Source organism: Acinetobacter sp. GG2 (assembly GCF_000292385.1).
Lineage (GTDB): Bacteria > Pseudomonadota > Gammaproteobacteria > Pseudomonadales > Moraxellaceae > Acinetobacter > Acinetobacter seifertii.
Window position 1 is genome coordinate 121,698 of record NZ_ALOW01000031.1, and the last position, 25,020, is coordinate 146,717.

Below are 25,020 nucleotides of genomic sequence, written 5' to 3' on the forward strand. Positions count from 1 at the left end.
ATCCAGTTGAATATTTGGAGCAAGTGACATACGAAATAAAAAAAGATCGGTTCCTCTTCTTAAAAAGAATTAGTGCCAATGTATGTACATTTAGTCATTGTGGTTGAACTAAACTGGTGCAACAATCCGTAATTTAGGAAAACATATTTACGTTATGCGCAAAAATCTCGATGGTGGACTATTGCATGCAATGCATGCATTCCTGAAAGTGATTGATAGCGGGAGTTTCACAGCAGCAGCTGAGCAGATGGATCTGACCACAGCACAGGTTTCACGTCTTATCAGCGAGCTAGAAACACGCTTAGGTACAAAATTAATACAACGCTCAACGCGCCAGCAGGCACTGACCGATATTGGTGCGACTTATGCGGAGCGTTGTCGCCAAGTCATTTCAATGGTGGATGAAGCGGAGTCAGAAGTAACAGGAACGGCATCTAAACCCAAAGGGCGTTTACGTGTGTTAAGCATGGGAAGCTTTGGGCATCATTATGTTTTTCCAGTAATGGCCGAATTTTGTAAGCATTACCCTGAACTAACCGTGGAATATACGACTTCACAGTACGTTCCAGACCTGTTGGCAAAAGGGGTCGATGTCAGCCTGTATCTGACTGAATCATTAACAGACTCTCGGTTTGTTGCACGCAGAATTGGCACTATTTTTTCTGTTTTATGTGCTTCACCTGCTTACCTCGAAAAATATGGAGTACCTGAGTCTCCAGAAGACTTAAAAAACCACGCCTGTTTACGCTTAGTAAACCCGTCTATTACACCAGATTGGCACTTGTTAAACGCAAAGGGTGAATCTTATCAAATTGATATTGGCGGGCAACTGATTGCAGATAACCCTGAGTTATTGTTAGATGTGGTGCAACAAGATATGGGCATCGCATTATTGCCGATGTTTTCGGCTTTAGATGCAGTTCAAAATGGAAGATTATGTCATATCTTGCCAGAGTGGCGTTCGCCCGATATCGGGGTTTATACCTTATTGCCTTCACGTCATTTTATTGATGCTAAAACACGTGCATGGTTAGATTGGGTGGAAGAATATATTTCCCCAAGAATTGAAATGGATGCATCTTATTTTTATAAATAATGAGATAAATTTTTTAAGGACTACAATTGAAAAAGGATGAAGAATAATACGGATTAGAATAAAAATAGGGTAGAGAATGCTTCTGTTGAGAGAGGCATTTAATACACAGATAAATGATAAATTTTAAAAAAATAGCATGAGAGATTGAGTCCCAATTCCTGTACAGAATGAGATAAAGATGAGATAGGTTGATCTGGTACTTTGCCTAATATTCAGCTTTATACCAGATGCTGAGCTATTTTAATTAATGACTATGCACACTTGGTCTGCCAATACGTATTTGCATAATTCGACAAACTTTTTCGGTTTAATACATTACTAATATTTTGGCTGGCTTGCATCAGTTTTTCTAAGTCGATGCCAGTTTCAAAACCCATGTGTGACAGCAAATAAAACAGATCTTCGGTCGATACATTACCCGAGGCACCTTTGGCATAAGGGCAACCGCCAAGTCCTGCAAGAGACGAGTCAAAAACACGAATGCCTTCTTGTAAAGACTGATAAATATTGGCAATCGCCATGCCATAGGTATTGTGGAAATGCCCAGCCAAAACCTTGCTATCGAGTTCAGCAAGGCAGGCTTGCCAAACCTTTTGAACGCGATCTGGTGTTGCTGTACCAATAGTTTCACCTAAAGACACTTCATAGCAGCCCATGTCATAGAGTCGTTTAACAACTTTTACGACTTGCTCAGGGGCAATTGCGCCTTCATATGGACAGTCGACAATACAGGAGACATAACCGCGCACACGGATGTTATGGGCTTTTGCAGCAGTCATGACATCACTAAATTTTTCAAAGCTTTCGTCAATAGAACAGTTAATATTTTTACGGGTAAAGCTTTCAGAAGCTGCGGTAAACACCGCAACCTCTTTGCATCCTACTGCTTGAGCTGTCTCAAAACCTTTGATATTGGGCGTGAGCAGGCTAAATTGCACATCGGTTGTTTGAGGTAACAGCTTAAATAGCTCGTCACTTTGAGCCATTTGCGGTACCCATTTTGCCGAAACGCATGAACCCACTTCAATCGATTTTAGACCTGCATTAATCAGGTCATTAATGAAGTTTAAGCGTTGTTCAACGGTTAAAGCCTGCTTTTCGTTTTGGAGGCCGTCTCTGGGGCCGACCTCCACGATTTTGACAAACTCACTCATGCAACTTCCTCCTGTGCAGGCTGAAATTCCACAAGCTCATCGCCAGCTTTGACCTGATCACCGACTTGGAAATAGGAATCTACAATCACGCCGTCTTTAGGAGCACGGATGGTGTATTCCATTTTCATGGCTTCAAGCGTCATTAAAATATCGTCTTTCTTCACGCTATGATTTGCACTGACTAGCACTTGTGTGACCACACCCGGCATTGGGGCTTTTAAGTGACCTTCATCGGCTTGGCTATCTGCCTGATTAAAGTCTTGGCGAATATAAGCAAACTTATAGCTTTGACCGTTTTGGAACAAGGTAATACCTTGCTGACTTTGGTTAAAAGGTAGCTTTTGCTGAGTCCCACCAATTTGAATAGAGGCCGTATGTGCATCAAGCAATTGACCTGAAATCGGGTAGCTTTGGCCGTTATATTCTGCGGTGAAGCCATCTTCATTTGAGGCAAATTTGATTTGGATATTTTGGTTTAAATAATTCAGTTTAATGCTGTGCTGATAAGCAATATTTAAACGCCATAGAGGTTGAGCTTGCCAAAGCTGTTTTTGGCTTGAGCTGTTGTTATTAAGTTTGCTTAAAAACTCAATAAATGCCGCTGCCACTACCAGTTCCGGTTTGATCTCTTCAGGGCTAAACAAGAAGTTTTGTTCACGTTGAATCAGGTTGGTATCAAGCTTAGCTTGTTTAAACGATCCGCTACGTACAATCTTTTCAAGAAAGGCAATGTTGTTACCTAAGCCATCGACATGGAATTGGCTCAAAGCATTTTGCATTTGAATAAGCGCAGCTTCACGGTTTTTACCCCATACAATCAGTTTGGCAATCATCGGGTCATAATAGGTCGTGATTTCATCGCCTTCAACAATACCGCTGTCTACACGTACATATTGGTTTTGCGTTGGGTAGTGCAAATAGTCAATTTTACCGATTGCTGGTAAAAAGCCTTTTTCTGGTTCTTCGGCATAAATACGTGCTTCGAGCGCATGGCCGTGAATCTGCAATTCGTTTTGTAGTTTAGGCAAAGGTTCACCATAGGCCACACGAAGTTGCCATTCGACCAAGTCTTCACCTGTAATCATTTCAGTAACAGGATGCTCGACTTGTAGACGTGTATTCATTTCCATGAAATACGCCGTACCGTCTTGTTCTACAATAAACTCAACTGTACCTGCGCCAACATAATTTACCGCGCGTGCAGCATCAATTGCAGCTTGGCGCATTGCCTCGAGTTTCTCGCTTGGCATTTGTGGAGCAGGGGCTTCTTCTAGCACTTTTTGGTGACGGCGTTGTACCGAACAATCACGTTCAAACAAATGTACGTAGTTGCCATGTGTATCGCCAAACACTTGCACTTCAATGTGGCGCGGTTGAATCACATAACGCTCAATCAAGACATCATCATTACCAAAGCTCGATTTGGCTTCACGTTTACAAGAGGCTAAGGCATGCAGAAAATCTTCACTGCGTTCAACCAGACTCATGCCTTTACCACCGCCGCCAGCACTGGCTTTAATTAAAACAGGATAGCCAATTCGGTCTGCCTGTTGTTTTAAAAAGTCGGCATCTTGGTGGGTTCCGTGATAACCTGGTGTTAAAGGGACGCCTGCTTTTTCCATTAAAGCTTTAGACGTGGCTTTTAAACCCATAGCTAAAATGGCATCCACTGGTGGGCCAATAAAGCAAATGTTGTGTTGTTGGCAAGCGAGTGCAAACTGGTCATTTTCAGAAAGGAAGCCGTAGCCTGGGTGAACCGCTTGGCTGCCTGTATCAATCGCTGCTTGAATAATACGGTCAACTTGTAAATAACTTTGCGTTGCAGGGGACTGACCGATATAAACCGCTTCATCTGCAAGTTTGACATGTTGTGCATTTGCGTCTGCATCTGAGTAAACGGCAACCGTTGCAATACCTAATTTTTTAGCTGTACGAATTACACGGCAGGCAATTTCGCCACGGTTCGCAATTAAAATCTTTTCAAACATGATGATCGTCCTTAATTGTTGTTATTCGAGTTAGAAACCCAAGCAGGCTGTTGTTTATTTAAAAAGGCACTCAGACCTTCTTTTGCCTCGCTACCTTGACGAACTTGAGCAATATGATGTGCTGTCTGTTGCAGCAAGTCATTGCTCATGGTCTGGTTGCTCACCATTTGAATGAGTTGTTTTGAGGCCGCTTGAGCGTGCGGGCCACCGAGTAATAGAGCATCAATAATTTCTTGAACTTTTTTATCTAAGTCTTCAGCATCTGCAACCTCGTGTGCCAAACCAATGTGTTTGGCATCACGTGCTGAAATCCGCTCGGCAGTTAAGAAGTAACGAGAAGCTTGTCTTGCGCCAATCGCACGAATCACATAAGGACTAATGGTAGATGGAGCAAGGCCTAAACGAACCTCAGAAGTTGCAAACTTGGCATCGGTGCTGGCAATGCAAATATCACATGCCGATGCCAAGCCCATACCGCCACCAAAGGCAATGCCATGCACTCGGGCAATAGTCGGTTGTTTTAGCGTTGCAAGTGCATCAAGCATTTGTGCAAGTTTTAATGCATCTGCTTCATTTTCTGCTGAAGATGCCTGACCTGCCTGTTTCATCCAGTTCAGATCGGCACCTGCCGAAAAGCTTTTGCCGCGACCCGCTAGAACGACCACACGTATATCATCACGGGTATTGATTTGCTTAAAGCAAGCATGCAACTCTTCAATGACTGTCGTATTAAAGGCATTGTGTAATTCAGGGCGGTTCAGCCAAACATAGGCAACCTGACCTTGTTGTTCGAGTTGTAAAAATTGATAGCTCATATACACCTCTTACATGCGGAACACGCCAAATTTGGTTGGCTGGATTGGAGCATTCATAGCAGCAGCGAGGCTTAAACCAAGGACCTGACGAGTTTGAGCTGGGTCAATTACACCGTCATCCCAAAGACGTGCAGAAGCATAATATGGATGACCTTGACGCTCGTACTGTTCACGAATTGGTTGTTTAAATTCATCTTCTTGCTGAGCTGACCACTCGGCACCTTTTTGCTCAATCTGATCACGTTTTAAAGTTGAGAGTACACTTGCCGCTTGCTCGCCGCCCATGACTGAAATACGAGAGTTCGGCCAAGTCCATAAAAAGCGTGGTGAGTAAGCACGTCCACACATACCGTAATTACCTGCACCAAAAGAACCACCAATAATCAAAGTGAGTTTTGGTACATTTGCGGTGGCAACTGCCATAACCAATTTGGCGCCGTTTTTAGCAATTCCTTCATTTTCATACTGGCGGCCAACCATAAAGCCCGTAATGTTTTGTAGGAATAACAATGGAATATTGCGCTGTGTGCATAGCTCAATAAAATGCGCGCCTTTTTGTGCGGACTCGGAAAATAAAATTCCGTTATTGGCAATAATGCCGACTGGCATACCGTAAAGTGAAGCAAAACCAGTAATAAGTGTTGAACCAAAGCGTGCTTTAAACTCATCAAAACGAGAGCCATCTACAATACGGGCAATCACTTCACGCACATCGAAAGGTTTACGTGCATCACTTGGCACCACACCATAGAGTTCTGATGCATCAAACAATGGTTCATCAACTTGTTTATTTAAGTCGTTTTGCTTCTTGTTTAGGTTAGCGACAATGTTTCGTGCGATCGCAATCGCATGTTCATCATTTTCAGCTAAATGGTCAGCCACACCTGAAAGACGTGTATGCACATCACCACCGCCTAAATCTTCACTACTCACCACTTCGCCTGTTGCGGCTTTTACTAGAGGAGGGCCGCCTAAGAAAATCGTACCTTGGTTACGTACAATAATGGTTTCATCAGACATGGCAGGTACATAAGCACCACCAGCGGTACAGCTCCCCATTACCACGGCAATTTGGGCAATACCAAGACTCGACATGCGTGCCTGATTGTAGAAAATACGCCCAAAGTGATCACGGTCTGGGAAAACCTCATCTTGCATTGGTAAATAGGCACCGCCTGAGTCCACCAAATAAATACAAGGCAAGTGGTTTTGTTCAGCAATTTCTTGTGCGCGTAAATGCTTTTTAACCGTAAGTGGGTAATACGTTCCGCCTTTAACCGTTGCATCGTTGGCAACGATCATACAAGTGATGCCGTTGACTTGACCAATACCAGCGATCACACCTGCGGCAGGAACATCATCTTCATAAACGTTGTACGCTGCCAATTGACCAATTTCTAAAAATGCCGTACCGACATCAATGAGTTGATCAATACGTTCACGGGGTAAAAGTTTACCTCGAGCCAAATGTTTTTGACGGGCATTTTCACCACCGCCTAAAGCAATACGCTGGGCAACTTGTTTGAGATCTGTGACCAATGTTTGCATGGCTTGCTGGTTTGTTTTGAAGTCTTCGCTTCGAACATTAATCTTGCTTTGTAATTGGTTCATAAGATGCGTCCTTATTTATAATTATTATTTGGTTTCATTAAAAAGTTCGCGGCCAATCAGCATGCGGCGAATTTCAGAAGTTCCTGCACCAATTTCATAAAGTTTTGCATCGCGCCATAAACGGCCAGCAGGGAATTCATTGATATAACCATTACCGCCTAAAGTTTGAATTGCTTCACCAGCCATCCATGTTGCTTTTTCAGCAGCATATAAAATGGCACTTGCGGCATCTTTGCGTAAACTGCGGTCATGGTCAGCTTTGTCACAGGCAGCACCAACAGCATAAACAAGTGCTTTACATGCCAACCAAGTTGAATACATATCGGCAAGTTTGCCTTGCATAAGCTGGAATTCACCTAACGCCTGACCAAACTGTTCACGTTGATGCAAGTATGGAATGACCACATCCAGACAGGCATCCATAATGCCTAAAGGTCCGGCACTTAAAACTGCACGCTCATAGTCCAAACCACTCATGAGTACTTTTGTACCGTTACCGACACCGCCGAGTACGTTTTCAGCAGGTACTTCTACATTGTCAAAGAACAGCGGGTAAGTGTTAGAGCCACGCATACCGAGTTTGTCTAAATGGTTACCGTGACTAAAGCCTTTCATGCCTTTTTCAATTAAGAAAGCGGTCATGCCTTTCGCGCCAGCTTGCGGGTCAGTTTTAGCATAAACGACCAATACATCTGCATCACCGCCGTTAGTGATCCACATTTTTGAACCATTTAAAACGAAGTGATCACCTTTTTGTTCAGCACGTAATTTCATGCTGACGACATCAGAACCCGCATTCGGTTCAGACATCGCAAGGGCACCCACATATTCACCGGAAATCAATTTTGGTAAATACTTTTGTTTTTGCTGCTCGTTACCGTTACGGTTAATTTGGTTTACACATAAATTAGAATGAGCACCGTAAGACAAACCAATGGCTGCCGAAGCACGAGAAATTTCTTGCATAGCAATAATATGAGCTAAATAACCCATATTGGCACCGCCATATTCTTCAGAAACTGTCATGCCTAAAAGGCCCATATCTCCGAATTTTTTCCAGAGATGTGCAGGGAATTTGTTGTCTTGATCAACTTGTTGGGCAATTGGTGCAATTTCCTTTGCACAAAAAGCGGCTACCGAATCTTGAAGCGCAATTAAAGTTTCATCTAGACCAAAATTTAAGCTGCGTAGGTTCATGATATTTTCATCCTATTGGTTATATTTGTTGTCCATAAAATATTTTGTGGGTATTTGATAAGTAACATACAATGATTTTTTGAAAAAGTGAATACAGATTCATAAAATGATTTACAATTCATTTTATTTGTTAGAGAATAAATTATGAGCTATAAACGATCATCTTTAATGCAAGAGCGGATGGAGCAAAATCGTAAATCGATTTTGAATTCAGCTAGAAAAATAATTTCAGAAGGAGGATTTAAGGACGCACAAATACAAACAATTGCAGAGCAAGCAGGTGTATCTAGTGGACTGGTTTATCGCTACTTCGATAATAAAAGCCAAGTGCTAATAGAAGTTTTGTCTGATGCCATTAATACAGAGCTATTGGTCATCGATTCGATTACCGAAAGTGACTTATCGGCAAAGCAGAAATTACACAAGGCGGTGGCAACTTTTGTAAAACGGGCACTGAATAGTCCTCAGCTTGCGTATTCACTCATGTTTGAACCCGTCGATTCCACGGTTGAACATGAACGTTTTCGTGTGAAGCAATTGATTAAACAAAGTATTAAAAAAATACTTGCGGATGGAAATGCAAGTGGTGAGTTTGTCTTGGATGATTTAAACACAGCAGCACTTTGTGTAGTCGGTGCTATGACTTATGTGGTGGTTGAACCCCTAGACCCAGCTCAAAATACAAAGTTTGATCATGCGCACAAAGACTATTTTTCAAAACAGATTGCGGACTTTTGTGTGGATGCTGTGCAAAAGAAATAGGGCATATAAAGGATAAAACAACACAAAATAAGTAGTTTGGAAAAGTAGTTGCAGTAACAACAATTAGATCAGGTAAGAAGAGAATTAGAAGAATCAAGGAGAATGATTCAATGCAACAAGAACGGTTAAGCTACGCCTCGGGACCGAGTACACAACCCTTATTGGGTATGACCATTGGTGAACAATTTGATCAGGCCTGTCAGCAATATGCTGACAAGGAAGCAATCGTTAGTTTTCATCAAAATAGACGATTAACCTATAAAGCTTTACAAGATGAAGTAAACGCTTTTGCTTGTAGCCTATTAAAATTGGGATTAAAAAAAGGAGATCGATTAGCGATTTGGTCACCTAACTGTGTGGAATGGACGGTAACCCAATTTGCAGCTTTTAAAGCAGGGATTATTTTAGTTAACCTGAATACAGCTTATAAAAGTCATGAACTTGAATATGTGTTGAATAAAGTCTCGTGCAAAGGATTGATTATTGCTTCTCAATTCAAAACGACGGATTATCAAGAATTACTCACAAAAATTGCCCCTGAATTAACTAATAGCCCAGATAAAGTGCTCAGTTCAGAGCGTCTGCCGCATTTAAAATTTGTCATTAAAATTGATGACCAACAACATACGGGTATTTATCGTTTTAGTGATTTAGTCACCACACCAACTTCTGAACAGCTAGAACAATTAAAACAATTAGCCAGACAGCTCCAGTTTGATGAAACCATTAATATTCAATTTACCTCAGGTACAACAGGTAACCCGAAAGGGACCATGTTAACCCACCATAATATTTTAAATAATGGTTATTTTGTCGGTGAAGGCATCCGTTTAACTGCTCAAGATAAAGTCTGTATTTCTGTGCCATTGTTCCATTGTTTTGGCATGGTGATGGGGAATCTGGCGTGTGTGACGCATGGGTCAACCATGGTCTATCCATCGGCTGTATTTAATCCCTTAGAAACTTTAAAAGCGATTCATCAAGAACGTTGCACGGCAGCTTATGGTGTACCAACCATGTTTATTGCCACTTTAGAACATGAACAGTTTAATGAGTTTGATCTGTCGAGCTTAAGAACAGGCATTATGGCAGGTAGTCCTTGTCCACGTGAAATTATGCAGCGTGTCATAGACCGAATGCATATGTCGGAAATTACCATTTGTTATGGCATGACCGAAACCTCGCCAGTGAGTGTACAAAGCTCGGTAAACGATTCAATCGATAAACGGGTAAGCACAGTTGGGCATGTTCATCCGCATGTTGAAATTAAAATTGTCGATCTAGAAGGGCAAATTGTTCCGCAAGGCACATTGGGTGAGTTATGCGTTCGTGGTTATTCAGTGATGGCCGGTTATTGGGGAGAAGAAGAAAAGACCCGTGAAGTGATCGATGCTGCTGGTTGGATGCATACGGGTGATATTGCCGAGATGGATCAAGACGGTTTTATTAAAATTAAAGGCCGCATTAAAGATGTCGTGATTCGCGGAGGAGAAAACCTCTTTCCAAAAGAGATTGAAGACTTTTTATATACCCATCCAGATGTAAGCGATGTACAGGTGATTGGCTTGCCAGATGCGAAATATGGTGAAGAACTTTGCGCATGCATTATTTTGCATGAGCATCACCAAGTCGATGAAGACAGCATTCGCCAATTTTGCCAAGAGCATATTTCTCATAATAAAGTGCCGCGCTATGTCCGATTTTTTAATGAGTTTCCAATGACTGCTTCTGGCAAAGCGCAAAAGTTTAAATTGCAGGAAATTATGCGAGCTGAACTTAATTTAACGGGCAATGTTTTTGACTAAATAAGTTAAAAGCTCATTCAAAGTGCAGAAAATGATAAACCGAAAAGCAGTTTTAAAAGGGATAAAACAAAATGGCAAAAGACTTTAATAGCCCTAAAGTAGTTGAAGGATATGATGCGCATATTCGTAAATTAATTCCGGGTTATGAAGTCATCCATCTACAGGTGGATGCCATTTTACAGTCGGTGTTGCCACCAGATGCTCATGTCTTAATTGTGGGCTGTGGTACGGGTTATGAACTCGAATATTTACTTAAAAGACATCCAAACTGGAAATTTACAGCAGTCGATCCATCTTTAACCATGCTGCAAAAAGCCCAAAAACAGGTTGAACTTTTAGGTAAATCTACCCAAGTCACTTTTGTTCACGGTGAAACTTCAGTTTTACCTCTCGAGAGTTGCTTTGATGCTGCACTTTCTATTCTTGTGGCTCATTTTATTGCAGATGACATAAAACCAGCCTTCTTTAAGGATATTTATGATCGCTTAACAGAAAAGGCAGTTTTGCTTACTTATGACCTCATGACCTGTATAAACCCAATGCAACTTCATGCATTGCGTTATTTGTGCTTGGCACAAGGTCTAACAGAAGAGCAATGTCAAAAAATGCTAGAGCGTATGGCGGAGGACTTTTTTAGTTTAACGACTGAAGGATATATAAAACTTTTGGAAAAGACGGGCTTTGAAAGTGTACAGCCTTATACGCAAATTTTGACTTATCAGGGGTTTATTGCAAAAAAATAATACTATTGGGGAATATAAATAAGGGGTTAAAACTGAATATTCTCAATGTGGAAGAGAATATAAAAAAATGAAAAATTAAAAAGTTGCTTTTGCTGCGTTAGGGAGGATACGGCTAAAAAATATGAGGGAAGGTCTTTCTTGTGAAAGAAAGGCAAATTTTTAAGGATCTATTTTAGATAGGTACATAACAAAAAGGATGTCGAGACTTTTAAGACTACTTAAAGGTCTAAAGGAAAATTTCATGATGAAAGTTTTAAATACAACGGTTCAAAAAAACTTGTTGGCAGTTTCTGTGACTCTACTTATGTCTTCTGCTTTTGCTGGTCAAGAAAACCCTGAAATAGAGCAACTTCGCCAAGAAGTAAACGAATTACGGGCAATGCTACAGGCAGATATACAAACTCAAAAATCTTTAAGCCAAGAAAAAGTAGAACAAGTCGCTCCTGTGGCTACTCAAGCTCCACAATCTATACAACAAGTATTAACTAAATCGGGTACAGAATTTAACTTATATGGTTATATACGAGCAGATGCTTCTTATCAAATTAAGGGTGCATCTACGATGTATAACAATATTAGTGGGGTTCCACTTGAACATACGCCAGAAGAATCTGCACAGAAAGACCAATTGCACAGTACGGTTTATGTGACCCGTTTCGGATTGAATTTTAAAACACCAACAACTGCTGGTGATGTGGGTGGAAAGTTAGAAATGGACTTTTTTGGGGCGGCTACTCGTGATCAGTTCCGTATACGTCATGCTTATTTAACTTTTGATAAATGGTTGATTGGTCAAACATGGTCGACATTCATTGCCCCTGAATATTACCCAGAAACAATCGATGCAGGAACATTTGTAGGCAGTGCTTTACTTAGATCGCCAATGGTTCGCTATAGCGATAATTTAACGGCAAATACAAGTTTTGCAGTATCAGTTGAAGACCCGAAATATACTGCGGCAACAGACCCAGATAACAAAATGCGTTTACCTGCTTTAGTGGGGCGTTTAAATCATAAATTTGCCAATGGTTCGATGCTTTCAGGCCGTAGTTTTGTTGCAGAAAAAAGAACCAATAATGACAGTGAATGGGCTTGGGGCGTAGGTTTCGGCGGTAAATACCAAATGACACCCGATACTTTACTTAAAGCCGATTATTACCATGTCAAAGGCGATGGACGTTTCTTATTGTGGAGCAATAGTGGCTATGCAATAGATAAGCAGAACAACATGCATAGCAATGAATTTGATACGGTGTCTTTGGGGGTAACTCATCAATTCACGCCAAAAATTCGCTCGACTTTAGCTTATGGCTATATGAAAGCTAAAGACGATAACCGTTTTGCCGAATTACAGCACAATAGCACGACTCAAAACAAACAGCTTTGGCAGGGCTGGGTAAATACCATGTATAACCCATACAAGCCAATTACCTTAGGTGTTGAATATGTATATGGCGAACGAGAAACTTTCGATGGTCGAAACGGGGTGGATAACCGCTTCAACATGATAGCAAGTTATGATTTCTAAATAGCTATTCCCATCAGATGAAAGGCTCACCTGATGGGGCAATCATTAATTTTTAGTAATTTGATCTAAATCTACCAATTCCGCCATATGCTGATTGCCACGATCATTAGGATGTAAATGATCTCCAGAATCATAAATGGGATTTAAACGATTAGGATGTTTTGGATCTTTTAAGCCTTCATCAAGATCAAGTACACCATCAAATGTATGACTGGTTCTTATCCAGTGGTTAATGCGCTGACGTAATTGATCTTTGTTGGGTTGATAGTAATTATCTAAAGGCGTATTGGGTAAAGCACCAGAAAACGGAAGTAAAGTTGCACCAATCACCTGAATACCTTGCTTGTGAGCTTCATTTACAACACGCTGATAACCTTTAGTTAAGGCTTCAAAAGAAGGTATTTGCTGTTTAGGAGCAAACGCTGTGCCGGGCCATGAAATATCATTTATACCAATTAAAACGATTAAAGTTTTAACATCTGTATATTGAAATATTTCATTGTTTAAACGTTTTAAAACACTATCGCCCATACCATCGGTAAGCAGTCGATTTCCTGAAATTCCGCTATTAATTACCGCTACTTGATGGGGAGATAAACGCTTAGCCAAAAAATCGGTCCATCTCGTATTCGCATCTAAGGTTGCAGTCGCTCCATCGGTAATTGAGTCTCCAATAACAGCAACCACCCGAGCTTTCTGTTTAGGTTTTACCTCGATTGCAGACAGTAATAATCGTGCTGTTGTAGTTTTTGCATTCGTAGGCGCATTTAAATTTGTTGTCTGATTTCCACTAATGAGCCAACTGGTTTGTTTGGCATCCCAATGAAATGTTTTAAACGTTGTAGGCTTTTGAATAAAGCTATTCACCACCAATTGAGCATGATCGGGAACAGCTAACTTGATTGGATCACTCACCAGTTGTTTGCCAGGTAAAATTTTTGCTTTAAGTTGACCAGAAAAATAAACGGAATAGGTGCTCTTAGATTTTGGAGTTACTGCGTTCGCTAAACCAATCGTTGTTTGATCAATATAAAGCGGTTGCTCGCCATATTGATTGGTAAAAACAAGCCGAACAGCTTCACCACCTAAACTAATTTGGCTTACCTGCCTAATTGTTTGGTTGGATATTTGCTCTGGAATGAGTGTCGGAAAAACGAAATCTTTATTCCAGACTTTTTGAGGGCTAGCAGACCAAGTGGTAATCCATTGGTGCTTTGATACTTTAGCTTGTGTAACGCTCGTAAATAAAGCCAAAGAAAATAGGGTGGCTTGATAAAGTTTCATCTCGTGAACTCTTTAAAACGAATTAAAGTTATCTTGAAATAAATTGATGCCTTGTTATAGAGGGCTAAGCGGAATAAAATTTGTGAATACAATTCATAAATAAATTTTGTTATGGCTAATTTTGATATAAATCGATCTGGCGAGTTGGCAATTTTTATACGTGTGGTCGAGCTTGGAAGTTTTTCAGCCGTAGCAAGGGCATGTGATATGACGCCGTCTGCGATAAGTAAGTTAATTTCTCGTTTAGAAAAAAGACTTGGTGTCAGGTTATTGAACCGTTCAACACGTCAGTTCCAGCTTACGAGTGAAGGATGCCAGTTTTATGAGCAAGGTCTTCAAATACTCAATAATTTAGATGAACTTGAACAATCAGTTACCGCAAATCATATACCGCAAGGGCGAATTAGAATCCATACCAGTCTTTCATATTGGACTCACTTTTTATTACCGTGTATTTCTTTATTTAACCAGCACTACCCACAAATTGAGTTAGAGGCTCATTTGAGTGACGAAGTCATTAATTTGGTTGAGCAAAGAATTGATATTGCAATTCGTACAGGACCATTAAAAAGTTCCAATTTCGTGGCTCGCTCACTCGGTAGTACACATAAAGTTTATGTATGTTCACCCGCATACATTGAACAGCATGGTTGCCCCGAACATCCAGATGAACTGCATGAACATCAGCTTTTAGATGTAAGTTATCAGCGCCAGAACAAAACTTGGCTATTTAAAAAAGCAGATCAGGAAATTAACCTAACACCTTCTAGAGTTTTAAAAGTAAACCACGGTGAAGCAATTTTACAGTTGGCACTGGCAGGTGTTGGTATTGCTCAACTCAATGAATTTCAAATTCAAAATGCATTACGGCAAAAACAACTCGTCAAAATTCTTGAAGACTGGAATATTCATGCTTCTGAAGAGTTTCATGCCGTTTGGATTGGTCATGATAAATATGTCCCTAAACGTGTACGTGTATTTTTAGATTTTCTGGTAGAGCATGCCCTTATAAGTTAGATAGCTATTTTCTAGCACTAAATTGGCACTGTCGCATTGTTGTATTCATGGTGTCTACAAAGTTCATTTTAGCATCAATATTCTGCAAACTCACTTTTGGTAAGTTTTCAACAAATTGTGGTGAATAGTGTTGTTCTAAAGAGTTATAAATACAATTACACTGTGAAAGGTCATGTCCTGCCCAAACACAATGTGCATTAAATTCCTTTTTGCTCAATGGTCTGCATCCTATTAAATTTAAAACACTTATCGCAAGCAGGCTCACCAGAACAAAACGACGGAGAAAAAACATTATTGTTACTCTGCATAGGTTGTTGTTATCGCTAAGTGATGTTGATAGAAGTTCTTATCTTTATGCGGTTTTTTTGAATACATAAAACTCTTACCTAAACTTATATAGATGGGTAGGTAAAAGGATTAAATAAACAATTTTTGAACTCTATATAAGGTTTTTATTTTAGAGAGAGGTGAGGGGCGATCTCTAAAAAATGCCTGAATAAGTAAAAGATGTCGAATATAAATATGATTAATAAAAGAATTTAAAAAATATAAAATAATAGTCATGAGTGACTCCTTGATTAAAGAAGTTACGCCCATTCATTGCTAATCATTATGGTGGTGAAACGAAAGAGGGTTAGCAGACTGATACCTAAGAAACCAGCACACCCGAAGGTGTCCCACTCTCGTTCCTCCATCAAAGGCACGAGGGGCTTCACACCAAAAAACGTGTTTTTAGTGCACTTAGGTAGACGGTCTGCTAAAACCGACTGACAAAATTGGTCAGCGCGAGCATCATAAGCTGAGCATTAGAGTGGGTCAATTGCAAAAATAAAAGATTGATTTATATAATTTGATATAAATATTTGCCTGTTTTTATTTAGAAAATAGAAAAACTAAAACGCATAATATTAATATAACTCATTTTTATTTTACGTGAGGTGTTGTTTTTTAATCATATATATCAATTATTTATTAATTGTTTATTTATATAGTATGTGAGTGTCATTAATTGGATGTATCGTTTTGCTAAACTATTTAATAATTCTATTTTTATAATTTGGACTATGGAGTGTATACACTGCATGCCAAAAAATAACCAGAATTTCAATTGCAATAAATATAATTTTACTCATCATATTTTAGGTTTTTACATAAGCTTGCATAATCTACAAAAGTTAAGAGAACCACAGCAGTAGGCCAACATAAGATAATGCTATTCATAAACCTACATTTTAATATTTATAAAGGTGATTTAAATGGTTAGAATCTTTTGTGCAGTGAGTATGGTACTTGTAATAGCTATGGGCGTGAGCGCATGCCAAGACCGCAATTCAAGAAATGATGGAATGCATGGAGCAAGTGATCCAGCAGTACCTCATGATATGAATAGAAAGTCACAATAATTAGTTTTACTTAACAAGGCCTACTTATTAAGTGGGCTTTTTTTATTGTTATTTTATCTAAAAAATATAGCATAATAAAAATTAAATATATGAAAATATAATGTTTATCAGTTATTTATTATCTATTTTCTGCTTGGCAATCTAAGTGTTACTGAATTGTTGTAAAATGAATATATCTTTTCAAAAATTTAATAAAACAAACACAATAGCTTACTTATATTCATCCAAAATTCATTTTAGTAATAATGAACTATAAAGGTAAGGATATGCCCCAATATTTAAAAATAGCTGAGAAAATATATCAAAATGTCAAAGAAAAAAAGGGTTTACGGATGAGCCGATGGAAGATCTTAACAACTTGATGATCGAACTCAGACATGAAATAAAAGGGACACAGCTAAAGCTTTTATATAATTATATTGATTTCGCTGAGCTGCTAATTTAGCCTTTGCAAGAGTCAAAAATTAAATTGGATTTAAGTCTTATTCCTAAAAGTAAAAATACACAGGAGTTTGTACTCTGGCTTGCTGGTTTTATTGAGCGGATTACTACGGGTGGACAAGAGAAATTACCTCCAATTCGGGCCAAAATTACATTACCAGCTTATGCATATGAGGAAACTTATCCTTCACAGAAAAAGCCGGTAAATAATGGTGAAGAAATAATTGAATATTTTAAGAAAAATCAAAATTGATTTTTATCAAAAACCTGACTTGATTATCTAAGTCAGGTTTTTATTTTGATAAGCTAGTAATTATTGATATTCAAGTTGACATGTATGTTTGTATATTTTACACAAGCAACTTGCATTAGCGATTCGGAAATTTATGGTGTAAAAGCAAAAGTGAGCAAAACAAAACGATAAAAAAGCCTATTTCCCAGGGCCAATAGGAAATAAGCTTATAGCTTTGGACCGTTTGATGATGTTAAATATCATCCCATGCATCTTTAATGGCTTGTTTCGCATGTTCCCATTTTAAGCGAGACTCAGCTTTGAGTTCTTCCCATTTTTGCTGCAAACTACCTTCCATGTCTTCAAACTGAGTTCCTTGCTTAGATTCAGAACGAGCCCGATGACCAAGTTCATAAGCAGCAGAAAAATCACGATCATAATCTAGATCTGGTGTTGTTAATTGCGCTTCTTGGTAATAAGGTCGGGTAAGATAGCTTTCACGCCAGCGAGAGTCAGAATAGTTATGATTGCCAGCTACTAATTGAGCATGATCTGTATTTTGATCTGTCATCAGAATTCCCTCATATTTTATTGAATTTTATGCTTATATTAAATTTAGGAAGGTGAGTTCACCTTCCTAAATGATTGACCGCATCAAAGAACAACTACAAACGATTAACGTTGTTGGTTGTTATTTGAATTTTGTTGGCCAGAATCTTTTTGGTTAGATCCTTGTTGTTGGCCGCGGTTATCATTTTGCTGTTGTTGCTGATTATTTTGTTGCTGTTGATCGTTTTGCTGTTGGTTACCGTGTTGTTGTTGATTACGGTTGTCATTTTGCTGTTGTTGCTGTTGCTGATTATTGCGTTGATTTGCTTGATTATTAGTAGTGCTCATTTTTAATTACCTCATATCAATTATGATGATGTGTTTTATCTGAGAGCTTCAGATAGGGTTATTAAAACATGTAGCTTTTAAATGTGTAGGGTAGGGGTGTTACCCTATATTTAAATGTAAATTTAAAAACTATCAATTTTAAATAACTTACTGATTTTTAGTGAATGTGATTTTTAGTCATAAACATTATTAATATGAATGTTTAAAAAATTACATTTCAGCACATAATATTTAAGAAAGATAATAAATATTTCCAAATGTATATTTGTTAACTTTTCATCTAATATAATAAGTTTTATATCTTGAGTAATATAGTGCGTCAAATTTCTAAGTTTTAAAAAGGCTGGTCCTTTTAAAATACGTCTAAAATTATAAAAATTATTTTTATAATATATTGAATAAAAGAACGTTCCTACAGGTTTTTCCTCTGTTTCAGAACCCCCTTTTTTTAAGAGGCCTGTGCAGGCAACATACAGGTCAGCATGCAAAAGTTCCTTCCCTTTATTAATCATTTCAACAGTCACTTGCATTGATTCGGCAGTATATTTTTCAATAAGTTGCTCTGAAATATGCAGGGTGTTTTCCTTTACTAGAAGATCATAACTTACAAGACTACCTATAAGGATATCTCCTGAATAAGGACTCAAAGAAAAACGATAAGCAAGATAGCCAGCAGAAGCGCTTTCAAAAAAAAGCAATTTTAATTTTTTCATTTGCTAATAATTTACAACATGAATTAAACATTCTAATTCTCCCTTTAATTATTTTTTTAAATGTTATAGAACTATTTGAAATTTTGATTCGTTATTTTTTAACATTTTACTTTTGATGGTTAAATTAATGTAAATTTAGATTAATTTTTGCAAATTTTATATAAAAACAGTGGCTTAAATAATTCTAAAAGTTTAAATGTAATTTTACGTTAATTTGTATATCTTTGAATTTTTTGATTTATGTGGTTTATCTTAATTTTTAATAACGCAAAATAACAAACTTAAAACTTGATTATAATTCGGGTGACGTATGGTAATTGATATCTCACAAACGGAGAATGAAAATGCCTGTTGTAGTGAAAAAAAGATTATTAGACTTATTACAAGATAATCAAAAAAATTATTATGAATTGTTTGTTTTTTTTCTTGATCCTGATGTTTCAAGTTTTGAGAAAGAGAAAAAGGCAAAAGATTTTCTGATTAAAGAGATTGAAAAATTAGAGATGAAGGAAATAGATTTTCCTTCAGATATCAATTCGATTAAAACATGGTGTGAGAACGATAATAAAAAAAATTGTCAGGAATTTCAGGCATATTTAAACCGTAGACAAGCTGGTCAGGATCGAGAGTATTTTCAGAATGTTGCTCAGGCGTTTGAATTTCTCATAAAAGTATCGCCGACTAAAAAGGTCGATGGTGCATGGTTATATAGCTCAGTGCATTATTGGAATGATCCAGTCTTTCATGAGCTCATTATTACTTATTTGGAAGAACTTGGTTTAGGTGAACCGAAAGCGAACCATGTCTGTATTTATGATGACCTTTTACGCAGTCTCGGACTCGACAGTTTCGATTTGCTTTTAGAAGACGAATACTATCATCAAGCAGTCGTTCAGCTAGCACTAGGGTATGCACCGCCTGAGTTTATCCCAGAGATGGTTGGTTTTAATTTAGGATATGAACAGCTTCCACTGCATCTTTTAATTTCAAATTATGAGCTTGCCGAATTGGGCATTGATTCTAAATATTTTAATCTACATATCACCATTGATAACATTGACAATGGGCATGCCCATAAAGCCATTAAAGTTATTGAAGATATTTACAACAAATACAGAGATAAAGAGCTTTTCTTTACCAAGTTAAAACAAGGTTTTGCCTTGAATAACCGTGGTGAATCTTCCTCAAATATTATCAAGAATTTAAGTCTTGAAGACTTTGTTCATAAAATTTTGAAAAGAAAGGCACTTGTCGGGCAGCTCATTCATAACGAAACCAGACAGTTTGGCTGCAAAACCATTAATCAATGGTTATCAAACCCTAATGATATTGCAGGTTTGATCACTCATTTAACTGAACAGAAATGGATTAAGTTTAATACCGAGCCTGAACAGAGCGTGTTCTGGCGGATGATTAATGAAGAAAATGGAAAAATGTTTGGGGTATTTAACCCTGTAGAGCGCCAAATTATTCATGACTGGATTGCTGGTAGTGATCATTCTTCTAACTTCTTGGCATACAGCAGAGAACTAAAGAATAGCCAGCGTATTCAGGACTATTTATTTAGTTATATCTCTGATGGTGAGCTTGATGCACTGCGACAGCGCGTGCTGCAATCAAGCGATCTTGCAATAAAAATATGCAAACTTACCCCATTTCTAGCCCCTGATTCTCATCATAAAAGTATTGGTCTTTGGAGTACTCGTAAATACGTAGAACTTCTTTTTCCTTATTTAGGTACGTTTAAAAACTAGTTTGATAAACGTTTTCAACTTCAACCCCAAGTTTAACTTTCAAAACATAGGTAATGGACATGAACGACAAAACTAAATTAACTAATAAAACAAGTGAAATGGCTGGCGCCGATGCAGCAAATAAAGCCAATACTACCCAGAAAACTGAACAGTTAGACACAGTAAGAGATGATGCAACCAATGAGGCATTAACCACCAATCAGGGGGTTAAAATAGCGGATAACCAAAATAGCTTAAGAGCGGGTATTCGTGGCTCAACTTTATTGGAAGATTTCATTTTAAGAGAAAAAATCACCCACTTTGACCATGAGCGTATACCTGAGCGTATTGTGCATGCACGTGGTGTAGGGGCACATGGTTATTTTCAGGCATATGAAGGAAATGAACGTTTGACCAAAGCTGGTTTTTTAACAGACCCAACTATTCAGACGCCTATTTTTGTACGTTTTTCAACAGTGCAAGGGCCGCGTGGTTCAGCCGACACCGTTCGTGATATTCGTGGTTTTGCGATTAAATTTTATACCCAAGAAGGTAATTTCGATTTAGTTGGCAATAACGCACCTGTCTTTTTTGTGCAAGATGGCATTAAGTTTCCGGACTTTGTCCATGCAGTAAAACCTGAACCAGATACAGAAATCCCGACTGGTGCAACTGCACATGATACTTTCTGGGATTTTGTGTCTTTAGTGCCTGAATCTGCACATGCGGTAATTTGGGCAATGTCAGACCGTGCGATTCCACGTAATCTACGTTCAATTCAAGGGTTTGGTGTGCATACCTTCCGTCTAATTAATGCCGAAGGTAAATCACACTTTGTGAAATTTCACTGGACACCAAAACAAGGTTTAAGTGCGCTCGTTTGGGACGAAGCTCAAAAACTTGCTGGTAAAGATCCCGATTTCCACCGTCGTGATCTTTATGAAGCAATTGAGCAAGGTTTTTATCCAGAATGGGAACTCGGCGTGCAGATTGTCGAAGAAGAAGATGAAATGAACTTTGACTTCGATTTATTGGACCCAACCAAAATTATTCCTGAAGAATTAGTTCCTGTTACGCCAATTGGCCGCTTTGTTTTAAATAGAAATGTCGATAACTTCTTTGCTGAAACAGAGCAGGTGGCTTTCTGTCCGGGCCATGTAGTACCTGGTATCGATTTTACGGATGACCCACTTTTACAAGCACGTTTATTTTCATATACAGATACCCAATTAAGCCGTTTAGGTGGACCAAACTTCCACCAAATTCCGATTAACAAACCTGTGTGTCCATTCCATAACAATCAACGTGATGGCATTCATCAACATACCATTCATAAAGGTCAAGCTTCATATCAACCAAACTCAATTGATGGAAATTGGCCAGTCGAAACTCCACCAGCGGCTTCAAATGGTGGTTTCGAAAGTTATCCTGAAAAAATCAGCGGACATAAACTTCGTCAAAGAAGTGAGACATTCTCTGATTATTTCTCACAGCCTCGACTTTATTACAAAAGCCTTGCACCGCATGAGCAAAAGCATGTGGTCGATGCCTATACTTTTGAGTTAAGTAAAGTTCAAAGAAAACATATTCGTGAGCGCCAAGTTCAACAAATTTTAGCAAATATCGATCTCGATTTGGCACGTCAAGTCGGTGCGAACCTAGGTATTGAAGTGCCTGACTTAACCTTAGATTATAAGAAAACAGCAATTGAAAAATCCGCCAAGTTATCTCTTTTAGCTTTCCCACCTGAGGATATTCAAGGTAGAAAAGTTGCTGTACTTATTCATAATCTTGTGAAGTCAGATACGCTTGAAGCTATTAAAAATTGGGCGATTAAAGAAGGTGTGGTTGTTCATTTACTAGCGCCGAGCTTGGCTCCAGTAAAAGATCATAAAGATAACGTTATTGTAGCTGATGGTATGCAAATGGCTGAACCTTCAATTGCTTATGATGCTGTAATTGTTCCAGATGGCGATAATTTAAATGCAGTAATGCAAGATGGTGTAGTACGCCATTATGTACTCGAAGCTTATAAGCATTTAAAACCAATTGCATTTTTAGGTAATAAATCTGATTTGCTTGAGCCACTTGGTTTAGTTGCAGATGAAGGAACTTTAATAGAAGATGAGTTCCAGCATATTGCGGAAAAATTTAAAAATCTGATTAAAGCTCATCGTGTTTGGTCACGAGAACAAATAGCCGCACACGTACCGGCTTAAATAAAAAAGCCCTGAAAGCTTCAACTTTCAGGGCTTTTTCAAATCATGTTAGTGCTTAGCCATTAACAATTTGACCGCCATTTACATGAATTACCTGACCCGTAATATAACTTGCATCATCTGAGGCAAGAAAAAGGTAAGCAGGGGCGACTTCACTTGGCTGACCCATGCGACCCATTGGGGTATCTTTACCAAATTTTTCGACGGTTTCCGCATCGAAACTACTTGGAATGAGAGGCGTCCAAATTGGTCCGGGCGCAACCCCATTTACACGAATACCTTTTTTCTGTTTCATTAAATTGTTCGATAAGCTACGAGTAAAAGAGGTGATCGCACCTTTAGTACTTGCATAATCAATGAGCTCATCATGACCTTGATAGCTGGTAATACTGGTGGTGTTAATAATAGTATCGCCTTCTTCCATATAAGGAATCGCTTCTCTGGTTAAATAAAACATGGCAAAAATATTTGTTTTAAATGTCTTTTCTAATTGCTCATTACTAATACTTTCAATTTCTTTTTGCTGATATTGAACACCAGCATTATTTACTAAGATATTAATTTTACCGAAGTGCTGTAAAACTTTATCAATATTCTGTTTGGCAAGGTCTGCATCGGAAATATCACCTTTTAATAGAAGACAGTGCTGTCCTTCCTTTTCAACGAGCTGTTTGGTGATTTCGGCATCTTGATCTTCTTCGAGATACAGTACAGCAACATCGGCACCTTCGCGAGCAAACAACACGGCAACGGAACGGCCTATACCACTATCACCACCACTAATCACAGCAACTTTACCTTTTAGTTTCTCACTACCTTTATGCGATGCTTTAATAATTTCTGGTTCAGGATGCATCTTCTCCTGATCGCCTGGCTGATGAGGTTGAACTTGTGCTGGAACTGCTGTTGGATACTCATTTGTTGTATTTTCCATGTCTAGACTACCTCTATTTAAATTTCAGTCCCTTTATAGTGATTAATCTGCACGTGAATATAAGTAAATAGTCTTTTTTAAAAAGTTGTCTTTGTTATTTTATATATAATGATGTAAAAAAATATAACATCTAAATTTTTATTAAATAATATCCAATAATTTAACCTTGTTTTTATCAATCATGCTCTCAATAATTGATCGATTGCCTGTATCCTCTAACCAATTTTCTATAGGTATATAATCCGATAAATCTAAAATTTCTTTTATTACGGTTTCTGCTTCTACTATAGATTTTAATTCTGGTTTATTTTTAGCTGCTAAATTATCAAATGGTTCTTTTATATCTTCTTTCTCAATGTTTTTTGATTTAATAATATGTAAATCTCTTTGGAAAGGATGGCTTGCATGAGGCGGGTCTAATCTGTAGCTCCATTCTTGGTTATAATTCTGCCAAGAGTTTTTAAGCTGTATATTACTCAGTAAAATTTCAGGTACAGAAATATGAATATATTGTAGCGTTGGCTGTGTTTGAGTTATTTGCATGATTCATTTCCCATAAATATTATATGTTAATTTTAAATCTTGATTTTGTTCGCTCAAGTGAATTGTCTTTAGAAAAGTAATTATTTATGTTATTGTTTTTAAATAATTTTAATTGTATTTTTGATTTGTTTCTTCAAGAGAAAACATGTTTTTGTTTTTTATTAATTTGTACATTATGAAAGTTTATGTTATCTAAAATGGTTTTTTAAATGCATTTGTAAAAATATATTGTTATGTAGGTTTGAGTAATAATAAGTATGATGAGTATTTAAAAGGTAAAAGTGTATAATAATTTATAAATTTTTTAATTGATAAAATCTTTATTTAAATAATCATCTTAGTATATTTATCCCTATTTTAATTTATATACATTTAAAAAGATTGAAACATAGCATCGGTATAAAAATATTCTAAATCTCTTATCTTAAATTTATCCGTTAAGTAAAAGCGGTAGCGACTATAATTTTAATATAGGAAGATATAACTATGGCTAATACTAGATATGAAGATCAAGATAATAATAGTTCAGGTACTTCAAATCGTGGATTTGCAAGTATGGATCCTGAAAGAGTCAGAGAAATAGCCAGTAAAGGTGGGCGTGCTGCGCATGCAAGTGGCAATGCACATGAATTTACTTCAGAAGAAGCTCGTGAAGCTGGACGAGCTGCACATGCCAGTGGTAACGCACATGAATTTACCTCAGAAGAGGCTCGTGAAGCTGGTGCTTTAAGTCATAAGAATGATGATCGTAATGGTCGTGGTCGCAGCCGTTATGACGACGACGAAGATGATGACAGCGGTCGTTCAGGTGGTCGAGGCCGCAGCCGCAGCCGTTATGATGACGACGAAGATGATGATCGTGGCGGCCGTGGACGTGGTCGCAGCCGCGATGACGACGATGAAGA

General features: G+C 38.2%; 21 protein-coding genes and 2 pseudogenes. 11 read left to right on the forward strand and 12 right to left on the reverse strand.

The features are described 5' to 3' along the window. Window positions 1-154: 154 nt before the first annotated feature. Window positions 155-1,096 (forward strand): LysR family transcriptional regulator, encoded by a 942-nt coding sequence (locus tag B554_RS0107965; protein WP_019457649.1) that lies wholly within the window; start codon window positions 155-157, stop codon window positions 1,094-1,096. 251 nt (window positions 1,097-1,347) lie between these two features. Here the strand turns inward: B554_RS0107965 and B554_RS0107970 are convergent, their stop codons facing one another. From B554_RS0107970 to B554_RS0107990, 5 genes are read right to left on the reverse strand one after another with little or no spacing between them, the layout of a single operon-like run. Further along, complete coding sequence (locus B554_RS0107970) at window positions 1,348-2,250, reverse strand: hydroxymethylglutaryl-CoA lyase (RefSeq protein ID WP_019457650.1); 903 nt, start codon at window positions 2,248-2,250, stop codon at window positions 1,348-1,350. After that, window positions 2,247-4,238 carry an acetyl/propionyl/methylcrotonyl-CoA carboxylase subunit alpha gene (locus tag B554_RS0107975; protein ID WP_019457651.1) on the reverse strand — a complete coding sequence of 664 codons (1,992 nt, stop codon included), beginning with the start codon at window positions 4,236-4,238 and terminating at the stop codon, window positions 2,247-2,249. Before B554_RS0107975 ends, B554_RS0107970 begins: the two co-directional genes overlap by 4 nt. Window positions 4,239-4,249: 11 nt before the next feature. Continuing rightward, window positions 4,250-5,053: an enoyl-CoA hydratase/isomerase family protein gene (locus tag B554_RS0107980; RefSeq protein WP_019457652.1), complete on the reverse strand. Its 804-nt coding sequence runs from the start codon at window positions 5,051-5,053 to the stop codon at window positions 4,250-4,252. Between the two features lie 9 nt (window positions 5,054-5,062). Next, on the reverse strand, window positions 5,063-6,664 hold the full coding sequence (locus B554_RS0107985) for a carboxyl transferase domain-containing protein (RefSeq protein WP_019457653.1): 1,602 nt from the start codon (window positions 6,662-6,664) through the stop codon (window positions 5,063-5,065). Window positions 6,665-6,688: 24 nt separating this feature from the next. Continuing rightward, window positions 6,689-7,861 (reverse strand): isovaleryl-CoA dehydrogenase, encoded by a 1,173-nt coding sequence (locus B554_RS0107990; RefSeq protein ID WP_002114559.1) that lies wholly within the window; start codon window positions 7,859-7,861, stop codon window positions 6,689-6,691. Between the two features lie 144 nt (window positions 7,862-8,005). Here B554_RS0107990 and B554_RS0107995 point away from each other — a divergent pair, with 144 nt between their 5' ends. From B554_RS0107995 to B554_RS0108010, 4 genes are all read left to right on the forward strand, one after another. Then, on the forward strand, window positions 8,006-8,623 hold the full coding sequence (locus tag B554_RS0107995) for a TetR/AcrR family transcriptional regulator (protein WP_000120687.1): 618 nt from the start codon (window positions 8,006-8,008) through the stop codon (window positions 8,621-8,623). A 110-nt stretch (window positions 8,624-8,733) separates the two neighbouring features. Then, the gene (locus tag B554_RS0108000) at window positions 8,734-10,428 is read left to right on the forward strand and encodes an AMP-binding protein (protein ID WP_019457654.1); all 1,695 of its coding nucleotides are present in this window, start codon (window positions 8,734-8,736) and stop codon (window positions 10,426-10,428) included. Between the two features lie 71 nt (window positions 10,429-10,499). Then, complete coding sequence (locus tag B554_RS0108005; protein WP_019457655.1) at window positions 10,500-11,171, forward strand: class I SAM-dependent methyltransferase; 672 nt, start codon at window positions 10,500-10,502, stop codon at window positions 11,169-11,171. A gap of 244 nt (window positions 11,172-11,415) precedes the next feature. Beyond that, window positions 11,416-12,699 (forward strand): DcaP family trimeric outer membrane transporter, encoded by a 1,284-nt coding sequence (locus B554_RS0108010; RefSeq protein ID WP_081400330.1) that lies wholly within the window; start codon window positions 11,416-11,418, stop codon window positions 12,697-12,699. 45 nt (window positions 12,700-12,744) lie between these two features. Here the strand turns inward: B554_RS0108010 and B554_RS0108015 are convergent, their stop codons facing one another. Further along, window positions 12,745-13,983: an SGNH/GDSL hydrolase family protein gene (locus B554_RS0108015; RefSeq protein ID WP_019457657.1), complete on the reverse strand. Its 1,239-nt coding sequence runs from the start codon at window positions 13,981-13,983 to the stop codon at window positions 12,745-12,747. A 111-nt stretch (window positions 13,984-14,094) separates the two neighbouring features. On the opposite strand from B554_RS0108015, the gene B554_RS0108020 reads away from it, so the two are divergent. Then, window positions 14,095-15,000, forward strand: a complete 906-nt coding sequence (locus B554_RS0108020) for a LysR family transcriptional regulator (protein ID WP_019457658.1) — start codon at window positions 14,095-14,097, stop codon at window positions 14,998-15,000. A gap of 4 nt (window positions 15,001-15,004) precedes the next feature. On the opposite strand, the gene B554_RS0108025 is transcribed toward B554_RS0108020, so the two are convergent. Next, on the reverse strand, window positions 15,005-15,292 hold the full coding sequence (locus tag B554_RS0108025) for a hypothetical protein (protein WP_019457659.1): 288 nt from the start codon (window positions 15,290-15,292) through the stop codon (window positions 15,005-15,007). A 964-nt stretch (window positions 15,293-16,256) separates the two neighbouring features. Here B554_RS0108025 and B554_RS18955 point away from each other — a divergent pair. Continuing rightward, window positions 16,257-16,403: a hypothetical protein gene (locus tag B554_RS18955; RefSeq protein WP_019457660.1), complete on the forward strand. Its 147-nt coding sequence runs from the start codon at window positions 16,257-16,259 to the stop codon at window positions 16,401-16,403. Window positions 16,404-16,669: 266 nt separating this feature from the next. After that, window positions 16,670-17,097 (forward strand): annotated as a pseudogene (locus tag B554_RS0108035) (hypothetical protein). Window positions 17,098-17,329: 232 nt separating this feature from the next. Here the strand turns inward: B554_RS0108035 and surA1 are convergent. The 3 genes and pseudogenes from surA1 to B554_RS0108055 form a co-directional block, all read right to left on the reverse strand. Next, window positions 17,330-17,647, reverse strand: coding sequence for a surface antigen protein 1 (gene surA1, locus B554_RS0108045; RefSeq protein ID WP_019457661.1), 318 nt, complete (start codon window positions 17,645-17,647; stop codon window positions 17,330-17,332). 104 nt (window positions 17,648-17,751) lie between these two features. Then, on the reverse strand, window positions 17,752-17,973 hold the full coding sequence (locus B554_RS0108050; RefSeq protein ID WP_000108365.1) for a hypothetical protein: 222 nt from the start codon (window positions 17,971-17,973) through the stop codon (window positions 17,752-17,754). A 272-nt stretch (window positions 17,974-18,245) separates the two neighbouring features. Next, window positions 18,246-18,717: pseudogene (locus B554_RS0108055) on the reverse strand (CinA family protein); the annotation flags it as partial. A gap of 313 nt (window positions 18,718-19,030) precedes the next feature. Here B554_RS0108055 and B554_RS0108060 point away from each other — a divergent pair. Then, window positions 19,031-20,440: an iron-containing redox enzyme family protein gene (locus B554_RS0108060; RefSeq protein ID WP_019457662.1), complete on the forward strand. Its 1,410-nt coding sequence runs from the start codon at window positions 19,031-19,033 to the stop codon at window positions 20,438-20,440. A 53-nt stretch (window positions 20,441-20,493) separates the two neighbouring features. Then, on the forward strand, window positions 20,494-22,638 hold the full coding sequence (katE, locus tag B554_RS0108065) for a catalase HPII (protein WP_081400329.1): 2,145 nt from the start codon (window positions 20,494-20,496) through the stop codon (window positions 22,636-22,638). A gap of 55 nt (window positions 22,639-22,693) precedes the next feature. Here katE and B554_RS0108070 read toward each other — a convergent pair whose 3' ends face one another. Further along, the gene (locus B554_RS0108070; protein WP_019457664.1) at window positions 22,694-23,572 is read right to left on the reverse strand and encodes an SDR family oxidoreductase; all 879 of its coding nucleotides are present in this window, start codon (window positions 23,570-23,572) and stop codon (window positions 22,694-22,696) included. Between the two features lie 141 nt (window positions 23,573-23,713). Beyond that, on the reverse strand, window positions 23,714-24,118 hold the full coding sequence (locus B554_RS0108075) for a DUF6367 family protein (RefSeq protein WP_025465151.1): 405 nt from the start codon (window positions 24,116-24,118) through the stop codon (window positions 23,714-23,716). A gap of 483 nt (window positions 24,119-24,601) precedes the next feature. On the opposite strand from B554_RS0108075, the gene B554_RS19000 reads away from it, so the two are divergent. Further along, window positions 24,602-25,020, forward strand: a 419-nt coding sequence (locus tag B554_RS19000) for a KGG domain-containing protein (RefSeq protein WP_019457666.1), incomplete at its 3' end; no start/stop codon positions are given.